An 18,114-nucleotide genomic window follows, 5' to 3' on the forward strand; every position below is an offset into this window, starting at 1 on the left:
AAACCCTCGCAACACTTACATTTTTTTTATTTTACTATTTCATATTTCTAGCCGTCCTGGATGGGATGTCAGGTAGAATTTACACGTTCCATGAAACAAGAAACTCCGCCAATCTTAACAAGAACCCATTAAAATTTGCTATCAAACACAGAAATAAAATAGTCATGCTCTACAAGCTTTTATTTATTGCCGGTTCAATATATGCACTCATCATGCTTTGGTTTTTTGATTAATTAACGGAATGCAAATGAACAATAAGACGCAATCAACATACCCGTTCCCCAAGAATGTTTCTTACTCTATTGAGTACCAGAAAGAGCATTTCTGGCGATGTAGTTACTCATCCACATCTTCAGAGGCTTTGTATTATAAAATAGTTCTACCCATGTATGTTAAACCTGTACTGACAAAGCCAACAGAAATGGAAGGTTTAGGTGTCACGATGATTGGGTTATATCGAACAACCAAAGCACAAGAAAAACCTTATCTGGAGGTTTCGGTTGCTTATGAAGCAATAGAGAATGAAATTAATGGTAGCGACTGGCTTTACCATGTTTTGGATTTGATGGGCGAAACTATTATTGATAAAAGGACATTCTTCGCTGAATCAGGTGAATATGTAGATGTGTTAACACAAAAAATGTACGGTACTGAAAATATGATGTCTCGCTATCGGGTGAATAAAGACTCTGGCATGGAATCAGTAGGGGCAAATTTCTTTTTAGTTAAAGCAACTTGCCATGAAGAAGATTATGTGGCACTGAATGAAGATATATTGCAATGCATCACTTGGTTTATTCTGGTTAATGAAAATGAGTGGAAAATGGCTGAGTCCCTCAAAAGTATAAATGCCGACTATCCTGAGCGACTTTCTTTTTATTATCCTGCTTCATGGAGTGTCAGTCATATAGAAGATTCTGTACCCGGCTTAAACCACTATGCTCTCTCTCATATAATTGGGAAAAAGAAAGAGACGATGATCAATCTCTTTTTCATGGTGCCGGATAAACAAGTGACAGCGCATTTTATCTTCGACACTATGTTTAAGCGATTAGAGAAGGTTATTCATTTAGATCCACCAACTCTTACAAAATCAGTAAATCAGCGCAATGTTAAACTGGATCAACTTTGGACGACTCAAATCGAAATTAGTAATGAGGATGAGATAAGTGGAAATCTACTTAATGTCTATGTTGGCTGTGTCGAGTCACTGTGGTTTTATTTTGAACTAATATCCCCACATCCAGAAAAAAGCTTCTATGATTGGGCAGTGAATAAACGCGCATTAGAGATCATTCTTAATTCATTAAATAACTATGACTCACAATTTAATGATATGGGTTAATCATGAAGGTCAGCACTACCTCAATTACCGCAAAGAAGTAGTGCTGAACGGCTATTGTCTTACTCTAGATAAAACACCTCTTTCAGCTCCGCACTCACCGGGCTGTTGTCGGTATTGCTCGGCATGATTTCGCTCATATGCTTCCACCAGCGCTGGCAAACTTCCGTTTGTGCGACCGCATTCCAGCGAGCTTCGGACTCAATTTCTACCGTGGCAAAAAGTAGGTTGCGCTCCGCATCAAGATAAATAGCGTAGTGATGAGCACCGTGCTGTTTAAGTACCGCTTCCAGCTCTGGCCAAATCGGCGTATGGCGACGTTGATATTCTTCATGGGCATCTGGATTTACCTGCATTACAAAAGCTTTGCGGATCCCTCCCTTGTTGATCATAGTGCCTCCAGGTAAAGCTCGCGCACTTCCTCACGGGTTGCCGGGCGTGGATTACACCCTGCGCATGGGTCAGCCAGAGCGTTATCCAGCCAGCCTTCGATATCTGCAGTTTGAATTCCGAGCTGGCTAAAGCCAGATGGAATGCCAACGCGAGTAGAAAGAGCGCGAATCGCCAGAATCGCCTCAAAACTCGCTTCTTCTTCGTTCATATCCTGAGTATTCACCCCCATCGCTGCGGCAACTTTCGCAAAACGTGCAACGGCTTTCGGGCGGTTAAAAGCTTCAATAATTGGTAGCAAGATCGCGTTGCACACGCCGTGCGGCAGGTTGTGCGTCGCACCCGGTTGGTGAGCCAGCGCATGTACCAGGCCAAGGCCGGCGCTGTTAAATGCCATGCCCGCCAGGTATTGCCCGTAAGCCATCATTTCACGCGCTTCGAGGTTGCGCCCATCGTCGACTGCTTTCGGCAACCACTGGCTAATCAGGCGGATAGACTCCAGCGCGTTGGCGTCAGTCAGCGGGTGCGCCGCAACAGAAACATAGGCTTCAATGGCGTGAGTCAGCGCATCCATGCCGGTTGCGGCGGTCACACTTGCCGGGATATCGAGCATCACGCTGGCGTCATCCACGGCGATATCCGGGATGAGGTTGGTGTCGATAATCACTTCTTTCACGTGGCGTACGGAATCGGTAATGACGGCATTGCTGGTCATCTCAGCAGCCGTCCCGGCGGTGGTGTTAATCGCCACCAGCGGCACGCCTGGATTAGTCACTTTACCCACACCTGAATATGCGGTGGATGGGCCGGGGTTTGCCGTCAGGATTTTCACCGCTTTGGCGGTATCAATCGGACTGCCGCCACCGAAGGCAATCAGGTAATCGCAACTTGCCGCCAGGTACGCGGCAAAACCTTTTTGCACCAGTTCTTCGGTCGGGTTCGGGAACACTTCGTCGAACAGTTCGTAAGAAAGTTGATGTTCATCGAGCGCACTAAACAGGCTGTCGAGCAGGCCCATTTTCACCAGTTGCCCGTCGGTAATAATCAGGGCTTTTCCCCAGGGTTTAGCGGCAATTAATTTCACCATATCGCCGATGGCACCTGCGCCGTGAAGGCTGATTTTTGGTAAAGCCAACATAAAGCTCATTGCTATTCTCCTTAATATTATGACGATGGCCACCCGGCCATCGTCTCGGTATTCAGCGCCGTGTCCGTTGCATAATGCGGCGGGTAATAATCGGTAGAGAAATCACGGTAATCAGCATCGCGCCGACAATAATCGACATCACGATGCCCGGCACATTCAAAAGACTTAGCCCGAAGGTGACGAGGCCCATCAGGAACGCGGCGATGATCACGCCCGCCATGCTGCCAGAGCCGCCCAGAATATTGACGCCACCCAGCACCGCCATGGTCACCACGCTTAATTCCCAACCCATAGCGATAGTCGGGCGTGTGCTGCCAAGACGCGAAGTCAGCAGCACCGACGCCAGCCCTGCCATGACCCCCACCAGCACAAACAACATCAGGTTGTGGCGTTTCACGTTGATGCCGGAATACCACGCGCCGGTAGGGTTATTGCCGATAGCGTAAGTGCGACGGCCAAAGTTGGTTTTATGCAGCAGGAAGGCGAAAACCGCCCCCAGTACAATGAACAGGGCGAATTCAAACGATAACGCGCCCCAGACATAACCCTGCCCAAACCAGGCAAAACTTTCCGGGTAGTGATTTAGCGCCTGGTCGCCCAGCAAAATGTAGGTAATGCCGCGATACAGACTCATGGTGCCGATGGTGATCACAATCGAAGAAAGGTTAAAACGCGTGACCAGCAGGCCGTTGAACAAACCGCACAGCAACCCGACGCCAAGCCCGATGCACACCAGCCCTGCTGTATCGACACCTGCCTGAGCGCAAAAGCCCATGGCCGTTGAACTGAGCGCAATGGTTGACGCCACAGACAAGTCGATTTCACGGGCGATAATCAACATCGCCATCGGCAAAACGATGATCGCTTTTTCCGTGAAGTTAAAGGTGGCATCTGAAAGGTTCCAGATGTTGAGGAAATACGGTGAAGCCAGCGCATTTACCACAAATACCGCCAGCGTTACCGCCAGTAAAAATGACTCCCAGCACAGCAAACGGCGCAACAGCGGAGCCGCTCCAGTCTGCGGTGGCACAGATTCAGAGATCAGCGTTTTATTCATGGCTCGCTCCCGAAGTTTGTCGCGCAAGCGCTGCGTCGCGCAGAATCAGCCGCCCTTTGCGTTTATTGCCGCGTTCGTTAAGCAGCACCGCAATCACAATCACCGCACCTGATATCGCCATTTGCCAGAATGGCGATACGCCAATCACCGGCAGCGCGTTGTTGATCACGCCGAGGAACAAAGCACCCAGCAGGCATCCAAGCACACGCCCGATTCCACCCATGGTGCTAATTCCACCAATCACACAGGCTGCGACGATTTGCAGTTCAAAACCGTTAGCGACGTCGACATACGCAACGGCAAATCGAGAAATCCACAAATAGCCGCAAAAACCGGCCAGCGCTCCCGAGAGGCTAAAACTGATGAACTGCATTTTCCCGGCATTGATTCCGGTGTAATACGCCGCCGTCGCGTTGCCGCCCGCGGTGTACATCGCCCGCCCGGTGCGGCTGTAACGCAAGAAATACCCCACCAGCAAAAGGGCCGCGACAGCACACCAACTGAGCAACGGCATGCCCAGCACGACCGCTCGCGGCAATCCGAGAAAATCGCTACTCATCTGATGCGCATTAATCCAGCCGCCGTTTGAGAGCAGGAAGATGATGCCGCGATAAATACTCATGGTGCCAAGCGTGACGACAATCGCCGGAATGCCGAGCTTCCAGACCAGCAAACCGTTAATCACCCCCATCACCAGGCCAAGAACGGTCGCCAGGGATAGCAGCGCCCAGACCGGGATTTGCGGATAGTGGAAGTTAAGCAAGGCGACAATCATGCCGGTGAGCGCCAGGTTCGCCGCCATCGACAAATCAATGCCTTTGGTCAGCAGCACCATCATCTGGCCGAGGGCGAGAATGATCAGAATCGAGGTGTCATTGAACATTTCTACGAGGTTGCCGGGCGCCAGGAACGACGGCACGCGGCTACCAATCCCCAGAATCATCAGCAAGATGACACCCGCCAGCAGGAATTCGCGATGTTTGAGAAGAGATTGCCACATTATGCTGCCTCCTCATGGGAACCGCTGGCGGCGCTGACAATCATCTCAGCACTCGCTTCACCTGCCTCAAATTGCGCCACCATCAGCCCTTCGTGCATCACGATAATGCGATCCGCCATGCCCATCACTTCCGGCAGCTCGGACGACACCATAATCACCGCAAGACCGTGGCCGACCAACTCGGACATAAACTGGTGCACTGCGGCTTTCGAGCCGATATCGATACCTTTGGTCGGCTCATCCAGAATGATGACTTCCGGCTGAGTTGCCAGCCATTTGCCGATCACCACCTTCTGCTGGTTGCCGCCGGAAAGCGTTTCAACCGGCTGTTTCCAGCTAAAGGCTTTGACCTGTAACCGTTTGGCGTATTCGTCCGCCAACGCCCATTCGCGCGCATCGTTTAAGATACCGCGTGGGTTAAGGCGGCTCAGTTGGGGCAGGCTAATGTTTTGATAAATCGGCAGTTGGATAATCGCGCCCTGCTTCTGACGCTCTTCCGGCACGCAGACAATCCCGGCTTTAATCGCGTCCGCTGGCTGACGGAACTGCATCGCCTGGCCGTTGAGCAAGATTTCGCCGTGTGACGGGCGCGAAACACCCGATAGCGCCTGCATTAACTCGGTACGCCCGGCACCGACTAAGCCGTAGAAACCGAGGATTTCCCCTTTGCGTAACTGGAAGTCGATATGGGCAAATTCGATTGGATGACAGAGGTCTTTCACCTCCAGCACCACCTCGCCTGGCTCGCAATTCACTTTCGGGAAGGCGTGAGTGATTTCGCGCCCGACCATCATGGTGACCATCCGCTCTTCGGTTATTTCGTTGATTTTCCCGGAACTGATATAGATGCCGTCGCGCAAAATGGTGTAGTGATCGGCGATGGCAAAAATCTCGTCGAACTTGTGCGAGATAAACAGAATCGCTTTCCCCTCGGCTTTCAGGCGCTCGACGATTTGATAGAACTCGACGATTTCATGCTGCGAAAGTGCGGCGGTTGGCTCATCGAGAATCACGACCTGCGCTTCAAACGACAGCGCGCGGGCAATCGCCACCATGTGACGTTGGGCAATACTCAGCGTTTTGAGTGTGGCGCGAGGGTTAATTTGCACTTCCAGGCGAGTGAGGATGTCTTGCGCTTGTTGGTGCATGGCGGGCCAGTCGAGCTTCTTAAAGAAGCCGCGATAAATATAGTGGCCGACAAAAATGTTTTCGGTGACGGTTAGTTCATCGAACAGCACCGTTTCCTGATGAATCGCCGTGATGCCGACTTTATGCGCCGCTTCCGGGTTTGGCAGCGTTATCGGTATCGCTTTATAAAGCAGTTCGCCCTCTTCCGGCTGATAAATCCCGGTCATGACTTTAACCAGTGTGGATTTACCTGCGCCGTTTTCACCGATTAGCGCCGTGACTTTTCCTGGCCACAAATCGAGGTGGACGTTTTCAAGCGCGCGCACACCGGGGAAGACTTTCGTTATCCCCTTCAGGGACAGCAATGGTGTAGTGAGTGTCATGGTAAATTCCCCATTAAATCAGATCGCCCTCACCCTAACCTGTTTTCCCCCTCTCCCCCAGGAGAGGGGGAAAACAGGTTAGGGTGAGGGTTGTTTAATACCCAATCAGAATATTTTGGAGAATTTATCGATGTTGCTGGCATCGTAAACAAACGGTTCAGCCATCGCGCCGCTGCCGTCTGCATCCAGTTTCACTTTGCCCAATTTGCCCATGCTGGCTTCATCTTTGGTGGCGGTTCCTTTGACTAAATCATCCGCCAGATAAGTTGCGGCGTAGCCCAAATCAATAGGGTTCCAGATAGCGAAGCTTTTCGACGCGCCAGATTTCACCGCACCCGCCATTTCAGACGGTAAACCCAGGCCAGTCACATAAACTTTGCCGATTTTGCCCTGGTCTTTCACCGCTTGCGCAGCGGCAACAATCCCGACGGACGACGGCGAGACAATCACTTTCAAATCCGGGTAGGATTTCAACAGGCCGACGGTTTCGCGGTAGCTTTTATCAGACAGATCATCACCATAAGCAACCGTCACCAGGTTCACTGAAGGGTATTTCGGCAGCACCTTTTTCATCTCAGCAATCCAGATATTCTGGTTAGTTGAGGTTGGTGTAGCGCTCAGAATCGCGACGTCGCCCTTTTCCAGGTTCATCGCTTTTAATGCATCAGCCGCCAGCTTGACGTTGGTTTCGCCAATCAATGCGTTATTGGAAGGATTAAGGTGAATCTGGCGACCCTCTTTTGCCACGCCGGAATCCCATGAAACCACTTTAATGCCGCGCTGCATGGCCTTTTTCAGCACCGGAACCAGTGCGTCAGGGTCATTGGCAGAAATAGCAATGGCATCAACACCTTGAGCGATCAAGCCGTTGAGAACTTCAATTTGTGCTTCGGCGGTTGTCGTGGTGGGGCCGGTATAAATAACTTTAACATCCCCCAACTCTTTGGCGGCTTCCTGCGCCCCGACGTTTGCGGCTTCAAAGAAACCATTCCCGAGGGATTTCGCCACCAGCGCGATTTTCACTTCAGCAAGGGCAGAGCTGGACAGAGCCAGTGCGACAACGGTGAGCGTACAACCTAATATTGCTTTAGTTTTCATTGCTTGTACTCCGATGTTTGTAGGGTTTGCAGGTTTTTTTATTATGTCGAGCTTGTCGGATGACGCTTTGCTTATCCGACCTACTATTGCCCGGTGTTTGTATCAAAAGCGTCCACCGTTACAGACTTACAGCTCTAATGCGCTTGCTAATGGGGTGACGCCAAAACGCTTGCCGAGCGCGATAAGCTCATCACGAGAAATGGTTTGTTTCATGCCACCCATCGAAATGACTTTTACCAATACTTCGGCAGACTTCTCAGCGGTATCAATCAGACCAAACGCTTCATCAAGCGTTGGGCCACTACCAAATACCCCGTGGAACGGCCACAACACCAGCGAATGTTTTGTCATCTCGCCCGCGGTCGCCGTGCCAATTTCATCGGTGCCCGGCACCATCCACGGCAGAATGCCCACGCCGTCCGGGAACACCACCAGGCACTCGGTGCTGCCTTCCCACAGTTTGCGGGTAATCACTTCGGTCGTGTTTTCCAGCACGTAAGTCAGGGCAATCAGGTTGGTGGCGTGGCAATGCATGATGACGCGATCTTTTCCGCCGGTGGTTTTGATACGCACGATGTGTGACTGGAAATGCGAAGCCAGTTCCGAAGTCGGCACCGCTTCGTTCTCCAGCCCCCACAAAATGTGGTAGCCCGTACCGCGATTGTCCACTTTCACCACGCCAATATTTGCCGCCGGGTCGAGCTGCACGTTACGGAAGAATTTGCCGGAACCGGTCACGATGAACGGCGTGTTCGCCAGTTCAGGCATCGGCTGGCTTAGGGCGATGTAACGCGGAGCGGCGTGGAATTCAGCCTGGAATGGCGTGATATCCGCTTCATCCAGACGCATGGTGATGTTACCGCCGTTACGCTCGTCCCAGCCTTTCAGCCAGGCGTCGCTCGTTGCTTTGATCATGCCTTCTACAAACCAGGCTTTAAGGATGTTCTGCATAGTCTTGTGGTTCCTGTTGTGTATACCTCTCCCAAAGGAGAGGGGATTAATTCGGTTTTCTCCTTCTCCCTCAGGGAGAAGGCCGGGATGAGGGTGGTTAAGCGCGTTGGCTCAACACGTCTTTTTCATAATTCCGCACCGTTTTCAGCCACTGGGCATCAATCGGTGTGTCGTTACGCTGGCAATACATTTCCCAGACCGCCGCCCATGGCAGCGATTTTTGCTCTTCGAGCAACGCCAGGCGCGCGGTGTAGTCGCCTTCCAGCTCAAGCTGGCGCAGGGTTTCAGTTGGCTCCAGCAATGCACGCAACAGCGCTTTCTTCATGTTGCGGGTACCGATAACCCACGCGGCGATGCGGTTAATGGAAGCATCGAAGAAATCCAGCCCGATGTGCACGCGGTCGAACAGATCGTGGCGAATAATCTCGCTGGCGATCGCCTGAGTTTCATCATCCAGCAGCACCACATGATCGCTGTCCCAACGCACCGGGCGGCTCACGTGCAGCAGCAGGCGCGGCACATACAACATGGCGCTGGAGATTTTGTCGGAGATAACTTCGGTCGGGTGGAAGTGGCCCGCATCCAGACACAGTGCGGTCTGGCGGCTGGTCGCATAACCGAAATAGAATTCGTTGGAGCCCACGGTGTAGCTTTCCGCGCCAATGCCAAACAGTTTGCTTTCTACCGCGTCGATATGGTGTGCCGGGTTGAGTTTTTCGCTCATCGCTTCATCAAGTGCGGCGACTAAACGCTGGCGCGGGGCCAGTCGATCAACGGTGATGTCTTTCATGCCATCCGGGATCCAGATGTTCATGACTGACGGCGTGCCCAATTGTTCGCCGAAGTACGCGGACACTTTGCGGCTGGCCTTAACGTGGTCAATCCAGAACTGGCGGATTTCATCGTTAGCGTGTGAAAGCGTAAAACCATCGGCGCTTAACGGGTGCGAGAAACAAGACGGGTTAAAATCCAGCCCTAATTTGTTGGTTTTCGCCCACTCAACCCAGTTTTTAAAATGTTCTGGTTTGATTTTGTCGCGGGAAACCGGCTGTTCAGACTCCAGATAAATCGCGTGCAGATTCAGGCGTTTTGGCCCAGGAATCAGGCTTAATGCGCGTTCCAGATCCGAGCGTAATTCAGCGGCGTTGCGCGCTTTACCCGGGTAATTGCCCGTCGCCTGAATCCCGCCGCTCAGCGCGCCTTCCGGGTTTTCAAATCCGGCAACGTCATCGCCCTGCCAGCAGTGCATAGAAACCGGTAAACGGTCGAGCTGTTGCAGAGCGGCTTCAACATCAACACCGACAGCAGCAAAGCGCTGTTTCGCCAGTTCCCAGGCTGTTTCAAGAGATGTGGTCATGCGCAAAACTCCTTTCGTGTTTGAATGTTCAGCGGAAACTGCGCGATATAACGGGCAATTTCGCTTTCTGTTTCGGGGGAAAAAGATTTCAGTTCATAGTTGGCAGCGACAACTTTGCGGAAGTCATCGACATCAGTGATTTCGTCCAGCGCCATTAACTGGCAGCCGATATTGCCGAGCGTTGAGGCTTCAATCGGCCCGGCTAACACCGGAATACCGCAAGCATCGGCGCAGAGCTGATTGAGTAAGGCATTCTGGCTGCCGCCACCGACGATATGCAGGCAGCTAAATGGGCGGCCACGCACGGTGGCGAGTTCTGACAGCGTTTTGGCATACAGCAGCGCCAGGCTGTCGAATATGCATCGCGCAAGTTCGTTATCGGTGAACGGCACCGGCTGGTTGCTTTCGCGACACGCAGCCTGAATTTCACGGCTCATGCTTTCAGGGTTAATAAAACGATCGTCATTTGGGTTGATCACAAAACGGCAGGCCGGTGTTTGTTTGGTGCGATCGATAAGATCCGCCAGATCGGTGATCCCCAACTCGCGGGTCACGCGCTGCAACAGCCACAGCCCCATAATGTTTTTCAGCACCCGGTAGCGCCCTTCCGCACCGCCTTCGTTGGTGATGTTGGCGGCTAATGCCGCGCTGTTGGCATAAGGTGTTTTGCTCTCAAAGCCCATCAGCGACCAGGTGCCAGAAGAAAGGTAAGCGGCATCTTTGTCTTTCAGCGGTGCACCAATCACCGCACTGGCGGTGTCGTGTGTGGCAACCGAAACCACCGGGATTTTGTTGCCTTCACGGCAAACCCACTGGCCGATAACGTTGCCCGGATGCGTCGGAGTGCCGAACCATTTATGCGGCACGCCCGCCCAGTCGAGCAGCGTTTCATCCCAGTTGTCGCTGTTGATGTTCACCAGTTGCGTGGTGGTGGCGTTGGTATATTCCCAATTCAGAGCGCCTGTCAGGCGGAAGCAGAAATAGTCCGGGATCAGCAGGGCATGCTCGACGTTATCAATCAGCTCCGGCTGCTGTTCCACCAGCGCACGGAACTGATAGAGCGTGTTAAATGGCAGGAATTGAATGCCGGTGCGGCGGTAAATATCTTCACGGCCCAACTGCTTGAGCGCGGTGTCCATCACGCCATCGGTACGGCTGTCGCGGTAGGAAATAGGCTGCCCGACGCGCTTGCCTTCGCGGTCAATCAGCACGTAATCCACACCCCAGGTGTCGATGCCGATGCTGTCGATAGCAATGCCTTCGTCGCAGGCTTTTTGCAGGCCGGTACGGATTTCATCTTCCAGCGCGTCGACGTCCCAGACGGTGGAAGTTTCGGCCAGTCTTAAGCAGTTAGTGAAACGATGAATTTCGCGCAGGCAGATACTGCGAGTGTCGCTATCAAAACGCGCCAGCATGACACGGCCGCTTGATGCGCCCAGGTCTACCGCAACACTATGGCGTAGAGTCATTTTGGGGGTCCTTGCTAAATTAATTGCCCCCACTTTAAAAAGTAACGCCGTCGTCCACCTTCTCGACACTGACAGTGCCTATCAGCCATTGGCAAAAAGGCAAAGGTGAACGTGAGTGATGTCACAGATTCATGTTTATCACCCATAAAGCTGCCCTGTGACGCTCTCCGCATTTCCTGATAATTCCCGTCCGTTCTTAAAAAACGAGCAAGTTTTAACTGATTTCGTGTCGAAACTTTAAGGTGCAGATGAGAATCGTTACCTACTATCTGCCCATGTTAAAAAAGCTTGGGGGTAATGATGACGGTATTGCATGGTTTTGACTTTTTCCCATCTGGACATTCATCCGTGGCGATTGAGCCGCGTTTACCCCAGGCTGCATTCCCTGAACATCATCATGATTTTTATGAAATCGTCATTGTGGAACATGGCACTGGAACGCACGTTTTTAACGGCCACCCCTACACATTGAGTGGCGGTTCGGTCTGCTTTGTACGTGACCACGACCGCCATTTGTACGAGCACACCGAAAATCTGTGTCTGACCAATATTCTGTATCGCGCCCCGGATGCGTTTTGCTTTTTGTCCGGCCTCGATAAGCTGCTGCCGCAGGAACTAGACGGCAATTATCCGTCGCACTGGCGTGTAAACCAGCCGGTGCTGCAACAGGTACGCGGCCTGATCGATCAGTTTGAGCAAATTGGCGAAGCGGCGGACACGCACGCCGTCGCCAACCGTGAAATTCTGTTTATGCAGCTTCTGGTATTGCTGCGTAAAGGCAGCATGATGGAAGGCGCAAGCAACTCGGAAGGCCGCTTAAATCAACTGATGGCGTGGCTGGAAGACCATTTTGCCGAGGATATTTGTTGGGAACAGTTAGCCTCACAATTCACTCTTTCCCTGCGCACGTTGCATCGGCAGCTTAAACAGCAAACCGGCATGACTCCGCAGCGTTATCTCAACCGTTTGCGCCTGATGAAAGCGCGTCATTTGCTGCGTCATGGCGAGGAGAGCGTGACGGAAATCGCCTTCCAGTGCGGTTTTGGCGACAGTAACCATTTTTCGACGCTTTTTAAGCGTGAGTTTTCCTGGTCCCCGCGTGAGATTCGCCAGGGGCGTGACACGCAACTTCAGTAATCGCGAAGGCAGTCACCGTTTTTTTAGCCAAAAAAGCCAATACTTTCTGATTCTTTCGGTTTTTGAGGCATCACGGTGGCGGGTCATTTAGTTCTCAAGAAAGCAGATTTTTTCGCCTCTGCCACGCAGCCCGTGGCGGTGGCTGACCGCTATCCGCAAAACGTCTTTGCCGAACATACCCATGATTTCTGCGAGCTGGTTCTGGTCTGGCGCGGCAACGGCCTGCATATTCTCAATGACCGTCCTTATCGCATAACCTGCGGCGACCTGTTTTACATTCGTGCCGAAGACCGCCACAGCTACGAATCCGTCAACGGCCTGGTACTGCATAATATTATTTACTGCCCGGAACGGCTGAAACTGAACGTCGACTGGAAGGATTTGCTGCAAAACACCACGGTGGCAGGGAAGGATCCGCGATGGCGACTGAGCAGCCACGGTATGGCGCAGGCAAGGCAGTTAATCGCCCAACTGGAACACGAAAGCGTGAAGCCCGATGCGCTGTCGTTATGTTTGACGGAAAGCCTGTTTCTGCAGCTGTGTATTTTGCTGCGTCGCCACCGTTATCAATCCCAGGACTCCGCCGGGCCTGACAGCAACGAAACCCTCGATTTACTGATGGCCGCTCTGGGAAAAAGTCTCGATGTGCCTTTTGAGCTGTCGCAGTTTTGCCAGCAGCATCAGGTGGCAGAGCGCCAATTACGCCAGTTCTTTCGCCAACAAACCGGCATGAGTATTAGCCAGTATTTGCGCCAGCTACGCCTTTGCCAGGCGCAGGATTTGTTGCGTCATAGTGAGCTGTTGATTGGGGATATCGCCACGCGTTGCGGCTTTGAGGACAGTAATTACTTTTCGGTGGTGTTTACTAAGGAAACGGGAATGACGCCACGAATGTGGCGTCAACGGTATACCCTTCAATTGGATACCCTAAATAATTCAAGTTGCAGGTAGGAGGCAAAGGAACTTATCCCCAGGAGCTTACTGAAGTAAGTGACTGGGGTAAGTGAGTGCAGCCAACGCCCCTGCGGCTTGAAGTATGACGGGTATTACGCAGCCATGCCCAAACCGACGATATTCGCAGCGATGATAATCACCACGCAACCGATGCTCAACACACCAACCGGCCTTCTGCCTGCTGATTTCCACTCTTTCATGATCAAGCCAACCAATCCGCCACACAACACGTAGAAGCTCATGTGCAACATCCAGCTCATGTAGTCGTATTGTGCCGGGATTTTAGCGTGGCCCCAGGCGTAGAAGAAGAATTGCAGATACCACATCAAACCGGCCAGCGCGGCGAACAGCACATTGCTGATGATCAGCGGTTTTGCCAGCGAGAAGTCGGCTTTTATCGACAAACTCTTCATGTTTGCCAGACGAATGAAGCAATAACCGAGGTTAATCACCGCCCCCCCGCCCATGATGATTACGTAGCTTGGCAGCGCGACATACAACGGGTCAACGCCTAACGCAGCGGCAGCTTCATGCATCGGTTTTGCGGCGTCCATCGCAAATGACATACCCGCCGAGAAGATGCCGCACATCACCGCCAGAACCAGCCCTTTTTTCAGGTTGAACTCTTCGGCTTTGATACCCATTTTGCGTTCTTTGAGTTGGCCTGCGCGGGTCACAATCGCCACACCAACCAATGCCACCAGCACGCCCAGCAGGGTCATGCGCCCGCCAGGTGTTCCCACTAAGACATCAAATTTACCGGCAATAATGGGCGTCATTAACGTGCCGACAATCAGCGTGATACCAATCGCAATACCGATGCCCATCGACATACCGAGATAGCGCATCGTCAGGCCGTAGTTGATGTTACCAATGCCCCACATCGCACCGAACAGGAATACCGGCAGCAGCGTGGAAGCATTGAATGAACCGTAATAAGCCCAAAAATCAGGAAGCAGAATGTAACTGACCAGCCATGGCAAAATTATCCACGAGACGAAACCACCAATTGCCCACATGGTTTCCCAGGACCAGTGCTGAACTTTCTTAAAAGGGGCGTAAAAACAGGCGGCGCTTGCAGCACCCACCAGATGCCAAATTATCCCCATTGTTATTGCATTACTCATTATCCATCCCTCTGTTTTAACTAAAAAACGCAGGGGTGACAGCGCATTACCCCATTAAGAGTAAGTCTAAAGAGTGAGCAACTTGCGAACCTTCTATGTGCTGCCGTAACGGGGGGGAAGCTGGCAAAATTCAGGGGGTACGATTGACGGCGGTCACAGTTCTTTATACCCGCCGTCGCTCGTTTTTCGGGTTAACAGATTTTCACGCTTTGCACACCCAGCAGCCAGGCGAGCTTTTCCAGAACTTCACCCTGATGGCCAAGCCCGATCGCGCAATGATGCGCAGGCCCACCGAGGCACCATTGTGTGGTGAAATCACGCGCGGATAACGGGAAGCGATAGCGGCTGTTGGTGTTGCCGATATCCAGCACTTCCCCTGCAACAGCTTGCCCTTCGGCATACTGCAAACGCACGCCGTTTTGCGCATCCTCCACAATAGAAAGGAAAGTGACCGGGCCGGGTTTTACCGTCATCTGAATCGACACACCTTTGCCCGGTTTACCGTGATAAACCGGCAGCGGGACGAGGCGCACGTCACCTTGCGCCATCAATGGATGGGCCGGGCCATCATGCCCCCAGAGCACGACATCGTCGGCAAATTCAATGCCGTAGGGTTCTGAAAACGAGCCACCCGCCCCCAGCAACTGCTGGATTTTCATCGCCAGCACGTTTTTGATTTCATACTCCCCGGCGACCGGCACGCCGCGCTGGGTCAGCAGCGTGTTGCCGAGAATAATCGAGGTAATAATATTTTCGTAGGCGTTGCCGTTGCGACCTTCGTAGTAGTAAGCCAGCGCCCCGAGGTGATTGTTTTCGATGAGTTTGTCCATGGCGCAGGCGGTTTGTACAGCACGATCCAGCTCGGCTTTTTCACACGCCGGGTCGATTTGCAGTGAGGCTTCCACTTCCTGCCATTTTTGCGCGCTGGTTTCCGCCGCCACCTGTTCGCGATATTCCGCCAGTTCGCACATTTCCAGCGGTTTGAAGCGCACGCCGAGTCTGGCGCTCAGGTTAGTCATGTTGCTGTAAACATCGACCATGCCGTCGTAATAATGTCCGAGCACCCCCACCTGACACGCCGCTAACCCTTTTTGTACTTCCAGCGCTTGCAGCCACTGTTCCGTTTGCTGCCAGACGTACTCATCGCCCTGCAATGCGCCCACAAGCAGCTGGTAGCGAATCCCCGCCCGATTAAACACGTTCGCCAGTTCAGGTGCGCTACACGCCTGGCAATGGGCCAGCCATTCGCCGGTGCGTTCGCCACGATCGGCCATGTCGCGGATTTTCCCGTACGGCAAACCCAGCTCGGGTTGCAGGGCGAGGATAATCACCGGCTTGTTGATTTTTTGCACCAGGGGGAGAACAGTGGAACTCAGCGCGTAGGTGCTAATGTAGAGCACGATGGCATCGACCGGTTGGCTTTGCAGTTGCGTGGCAAAAGTATCGGCTTTGGCCACGCTATCAATCAGGCCGCCGTTGATGACCTTGGCATTAAACTTCGTGAGGCGTTGATCAATTTGCTGTAAGTACCCCGTCAGACGTTGTTCCAGACCCGAAAACTGCGGCCAGTAAGTATCAAGGCCAATACCAAAAAGGGCGACATTAAGCGACATGATGGTGCTCCAGGATTCAAAGAAACGCCGACTATCACCCTAATTTTGCTGCACTGCCTTTGCCGTAATGCCAGTTTCTGAACAGCGTGGCAAAAAACGATTTATCCGCCTGACAATGCTCACATTTTCGCCAACATGCCGAAAAGTGATAACCTTATAAAAAGTACGGCATTGATAATCATTTTCAATATCATTTAATTAACTATAATGAACCAACTGATTACGCGGCGTTAACAGGTTGTTCGCCGCTCATTTATCTATCCACCCCTTCGAGGAGATAATGAATATGAGCTATACCCTGCCATCCCTGCCTTACGCTTACGACGCCCTGGAACCTCATTTCGACAAACAAACGATGGAAATCCATCACAGCAAACACCACCAGGCGTATGTTAATAACGCGAATGCAGCGCTGGAATCTCTGCCAGAGTTCGCAAGCCTGCCAGTTGAAGAGCTGATCGCTAAACTGGATCAACTGCCAGCAGACAAGAAAACCGTTCTGCGTAACAACGCGGGCGGCCACGCAAACCACAGCTTCTTCTGGAAAGGCCTGAAAACGGGCACCACCCTGCAAGGTGACCTGAAGGCGGCCATCGAGCGTGATTTCGGTAGCGTTGACAACTTCAAAGCAGAATTTGAGAAAGCAGCAGCAACTCGCTTCGGCTCCGGCTGGGCGTGGCTGGTTCTGAAAGGTGACAAACTGGCTGTCGTTTCTACTGCAAACCAGGACAGCCCACTGATGGGCGAAGCCGTTTCTGGCGTTTCCGGCTTCCCAATCGTGGGCCTGGACGTTTGGGAACACGCTTACTACCTGAAATTCCAAAACCGTCGCCCTGACTACATCAAAGCATTCTGGGATGTCGTGAACTGGGACGAAGCAGCAGCACGTTTTGCCGCTAAAAAATAAGTTGCATTGCAGCTGACGAGAGGCGAGCCTGATGGCTCGCTTTTTTTATGTCTGTTGCAGGGAGGTTCAGATGCACTATCCGCTAAACGTTTATCTTGGCAAAGTCCGCGAATACGAAGGCAGCAGGCCGAGTGCTATCGCTAAATATCAGGTTGACGGTGAGCTAAAACTCACTGAACTGGGGCTCGAAGGCGATCAGCAGGCTGAAAAAATCATTCATGGTGGGCCGGATCGCGCGTTGTGCCACTATCCACGTGAGCATTACACCTACTGGGCGCGTGAATTCCCTGAGCAGGCAGAACTATTTACAGCTCCGGCCTATGGTGAAAATTTATCGACCGAAGGCCTGACCGAGAAAGATGTTTATATCGGCGATATTTTCCGTTGGGGTGAGGCGCTGATTCAGGTCACGCAACCGCGCTCGCCGTGCTACAAGCTGAATTACCATTTTGGCATTCATGATATGTCATCCTTGATGCAGGAAACGGGTTATTGCGGCTGGCTGTATCGGGTAGTTTTGGCGGGAAATGTATCGACGGAATCACCGCTGGAGCTGGTTTCTCGTCTGAGTGATGTGACGGTGGCAGAAGCGATTGCTACGGCGTGGCATATGCCGTTTGATGATGAGCAGTATCACCGATTGCTGTCGGCGGCGGGGTTGTCCGTTAGCTGGACGCGCACCATGCAGAAACGGCGCATTTCCGGGAAGATTGAAGATAATTCGCGACGGCTATTTGGTAAGTAAGTTGGGTAAATAAACCCCATATACGAAAAAACCCGCCGAGGCGGGTTTTTAAATTCTTAGCTTTGCTAACGCTAACCTTACAGGCTAGTTACGTTACCAGCAGCTGGGCCTTTAGCACCACTTTCGATGGTGAAAGACACTTTCTGGCCTTCGTCCAGAGACTTGTAGCCATCGTTCTGGATAGCAGAGAAGTGTACGAACACGTCTTTTGAGCCATCGTCAGGAGTGATGAAGCCGAAGCCTTTGTCAGAGTTGAACCATTTTACGAGACCAGTCATTTTGTTAGACATAGATATTACCTTTTAAATT

Annotated in this window: 17 protein-coding genes; 5 read left to right on the forward strand and 12 right to left on the reverse strand. The window is 52.2% G+C overall.

The features are described from left to right. Positions 1–247: 247 nt before the first annotated feature. Complete coding sequence (locus tag M2371_RS14485; protein ID WP_259268018.1) at positions 248–1,345, forward strand: hypothetical protein; 1,098 nt, start codon at positions 248–250, stop codon at positions 1,343–1,345. Positions 1,346–1,404: 59 nt separating this feature from the next. Here M2371_RS14485 and rhaM read toward each other — a convergent pair whose 3' ends face one another. From rhaM to rhaB, 9 genes are all read right to left on the reverse strand, one after another. After that, positions 1,405–1,734, reverse strand: a complete 330-nt coding sequence (gene rhaM, locus M2371_RS14490) for an L-rhamnose mutarotase (RefSeq protein ID WP_172892987.1) — start codon at positions 1,732–1,734, stop codon at positions 1,405–1,407. Next, positions 1,731–2,879, reverse strand: a complete 1,149-nt coding sequence (gene fucO / locus M2371_RS14495) for a lactaldehyde reductase (protein WP_259268019.1) — start codon at positions 2,877–2,879, stop codon at positions 1,731–1,733. The genes rhaM and fucO overlap by 4 nt, the downstream gene beginning before the upstream one ends. 52 nt (positions 2,880–2,931) lie before the next feature. After that, positions 2,932–3,936, reverse strand: coding sequence for an ABC transporter permease (locus M2371_RS14500; protein ID WP_259268020.1), 1,005 nt, complete (start codon positions 3,934–3,936; stop codon positions 2,932–2,934). After that, entirely contained in the window at positions 3,929–4,936 is a 1,008-nt protein-coding gene (locus tag M2371_RS14505) for an ABC transporter permease (protein ID WP_034499321.1), read from the reverse strand. The genes M2371_RS14500 and M2371_RS14505 overlap by 8 nt, the downstream gene beginning before the upstream one ends. After that, a complete protein-coding gene (locus M2371_RS14510) occupies positions 4,936–6,447 on the reverse strand; it encodes a sugar ABC transporter ATP-binding protein (RefSeq protein ID WP_259268021.1) in 1,512 nt (503 codons plus the stop codon). Before M2371_RS14510 ends, M2371_RS14505 begins: the two co-directional genes overlap by 1 nt. A gap of 105 nt (positions 6,448–6,552) precedes the next feature. Then, positions 6,553–7,545, reverse strand: coding sequence for a rhamnose ABC transporter substrate-binding protein (gene rhaS, locus M2371_RS14515; RefSeq protein ID WP_034499325.1), 993 nt, complete (start codon positions 7,543–7,545; stop codon positions 6,553–6,555). Between the two features lie 126 nt (positions 7,546–7,671). Next, a complete protein-coding gene (rhaD, locus tag M2371_RS14520; protein ID WP_259268022.1) occupies positions 7,672–8,496 on the reverse strand; it encodes a rhamnulose-1-phosphate aldolase in 825 nt (274 codons plus the stop codon). Positions 8,497–8,593: 97 nt separating this feature from the next. Further along, complete coding sequence (locus M2371_RS14525) at positions 8,594–9,853, reverse strand: L-rhamnose isomerase (RefSeq protein ID WP_259268023.1); 1,260 nt, start codon at positions 9,851–9,853, stop codon at positions 8,594–8,596. Further along, positions 9,850–11,322, reverse strand: a complete 1,473-nt coding sequence (gene rhaB / locus M2371_RS14530) for a rhamnulokinase (RefSeq protein WP_259268024.1) — start codon at positions 11,320–11,322, stop codon at positions 9,850–9,852. Before rhaB ends, M2371_RS14525 begins: the two co-directional genes overlap by 4 nt. 300 nt (positions 11,323–11,622) lie before the next feature. Between rhaB and rhaS (M2371_RS14535) the strand changes: the two genes are divergently transcribed. Both rhaS (M2371_RS14535) and rhaR read left to right on the forward strand, forming a co-directional pair. After that, positions 11,623–12,459: an HTH-type transcriptional activator RhaS gene (rhaS, locus tag M2371_RS14535; protein WP_259268138.1), complete on the forward strand. Its 837-nt coding sequence runs from the start codon at positions 11,623–11,625 to the stop codon at positions 12,457–12,459. Between the two features lie 75 nt (positions 12,460–12,534). Next, a complete protein-coding gene (rhaR, locus tag M2371_RS14540) occupies positions 12,535–13,410 on the forward strand; it encodes an HTH-type transcriptional activator RhaR (RefSeq protein WP_259268025.1) in 876 nt (291 codons plus the stop codon). Positions 13,411–13,505: 95 nt separating this feature from the next. On the opposite strand, the gene rhaT is transcribed toward rhaR, so the two are convergent. Then, positions 13,506–14,540, reverse strand: coding sequence for an L-rhamnose/proton symporter RhaT (gene rhaT / locus M2371_RS14545; RefSeq protein WP_172892980.1), 1,035 nt, complete (start codon positions 14,538–14,540; stop codon positions 13,506–13,508). A gap of 191 nt (positions 14,541–14,731) precedes the next feature. Continuing rightward, positions 14,732–16,153 (reverse strand): L-fucose/L-arabinose isomerase family protein, encoded by a 1,422-nt coding sequence (locus M2371_RS14550; protein WP_259268026.1) that lies wholly within the window; start codon positions 16,151–16,153, stop codon positions 14,732–14,734. Between the two features lie 286 nt (positions 16,154–16,439). Here M2371_RS14550 and sodA point away from each other — a divergent pair, with 286 nt between their 5' ends. Beyond that, positions 16,440–17,060, forward strand: a complete 621-nt coding sequence (gene sodA / locus M2371_RS14555) for a superoxide dismutase [Mn] (RefSeq protein ID WP_034460735.1) — start codon at positions 16,440–16,442, stop codon at positions 17,058–17,060. Between the two features lie 70 nt (positions 17,061–17,130). Next, entirely contained in the window at positions 17,131–17,805 is a 675-nt protein-coding gene (gene yiiM, locus M2371_RS14560; RefSeq protein WP_259268027.1) for a 6-hydroxyaminopurine reductase, read from the forward strand. 77 nt (positions 17,806–17,882) lie between these two features. Here the strand turns inward: yiiM and cspA are convergent, their stop codons facing one another. Next, positions 17,883–18,095 (reverse strand): RNA chaperone/antiterminator CspA, encoded by a 213-nt coding sequence (cspA, locus tag M2371_RS14565; RefSeq protein WP_034499351.1) that lies wholly within the window; start codon positions 18,093–18,095, stop codon positions 17,883–17,885. Positions 18,096–18,114: the final 19 nt, after the last annotated feature.

Source organism: Buttiauxella sp. BIGb0471 (genome assembly GCF_024807715.1).
Lineage (GTDB): Bacteria > Pseudomonadota > Gammaproteobacteria > Enterobacterales > Enterobacteriaceae > Buttiauxella > Buttiauxella agrestis.

Bases quoted from the DNA above. Each gene is read 5' to 3' on its own strand.
- M2371_RS14485 (WP_259268018.1), top strand. From the start codon at position 248: ATGAACAATAAGACGCAATCAACATACCCGTTCCCCAAGAATGTTTCT.
- rhaM (WP_172892987.1), bottom strand. From the start codon at position 1,734: ATGATCAACAAGGGAGGGATCCGCAAAGCTTTTGTAATGCAGGTAAAT.
- fucO (WP_259268019.1), bottom strand. From the start codon at position 2,879: ATGAGCTTTATGTTGGCTTTACCAAAAATCAGCCTTCACGGCGCAGGT.
- M2371_RS14500 (WP_259268020.1), bottom strand. From the start codon at position 3,936: ATGAATAAAACGCTGATCTCTGAATCTGTGCCACCGCAGACTGGAGCG.
- M2371_RS14505 (WP_034499321.1), bottom strand. From the start codon at position 4,936: ATGTGGCAATCTCTTCTCAAACATCGCGAATTCCTGCTGGCGGGTGTC.
- M2371_RS14510 (WP_259268021.1), bottom strand. From the start codon at position 6,447: ATGACACTCACTACACCATTGCTGTCCCTGAAGGGGATAACGAAAGTC.
- rhaS (WP_034499325.1), bottom strand. From the start codon at position 7,545: ATGAAAACTAAAGCAATATTAGGTTGTACGCTCACCGTTGTCGCACTG.
- rhaD (WP_259268022.1), bottom strand. From the start codon at position 8,496: ATGCAGAACATCCTTAAAGCCTGGTTTGTAGAAGGCATGATCAAAGCA.
- M2371_RS14525 (WP_259268023.1), bottom strand. From the start codon at position 9,853: ATGACCACATCTCTTGAAACAGCCTGGGAACTGGCGAAACAGCGCTTT.
- rhaB (WP_259268024.1), bottom strand. From the start codon at position 11,322: ATGACTCTACGCCATAGTGTTGCGGTAGACCTGGGCGCATCAAGCGGC.
- rhaS (WP_259268138.1), top strand. From the start codon at position 11,623: ATGACGGTATTGCATGGTTTTGACTTTTTCCCATCTGGACATTCATCC.
- rhaT (WP_172892980.1), bottom strand. From the start codon at position 14,540: ATGAGTAATGCAATAACAATGGGGATAATTTGGCATCTGGTGGGTGCT.
- M2371_RS14550 (WP_259268026.1), bottom strand. From the start codon at position 16,153: ATGTCGCTTAATGTCGCCCTTTTTGGTATTGGCCTTGATACTTACTGG.
- sodA (WP_034460735.1), top strand. From the start codon at position 16,440: ATGAGCTATACCCTGCCATCCCTGCCTTACGCTTACGACGCCCTGGAA.
- yiiM (WP_259268027.1), top strand. From the start codon at position 17,131: ATGCACTATCCGCTAAACGTTTATCTTGGCAAAGTCCGCGAATACGAA.
- cspA (WP_034499351.1), bottom strand. From the start codon at position 18,095: ATGTCTAACAAAATGACTGGTCTCGTAAAATGGTTCAACTCTGACAAA.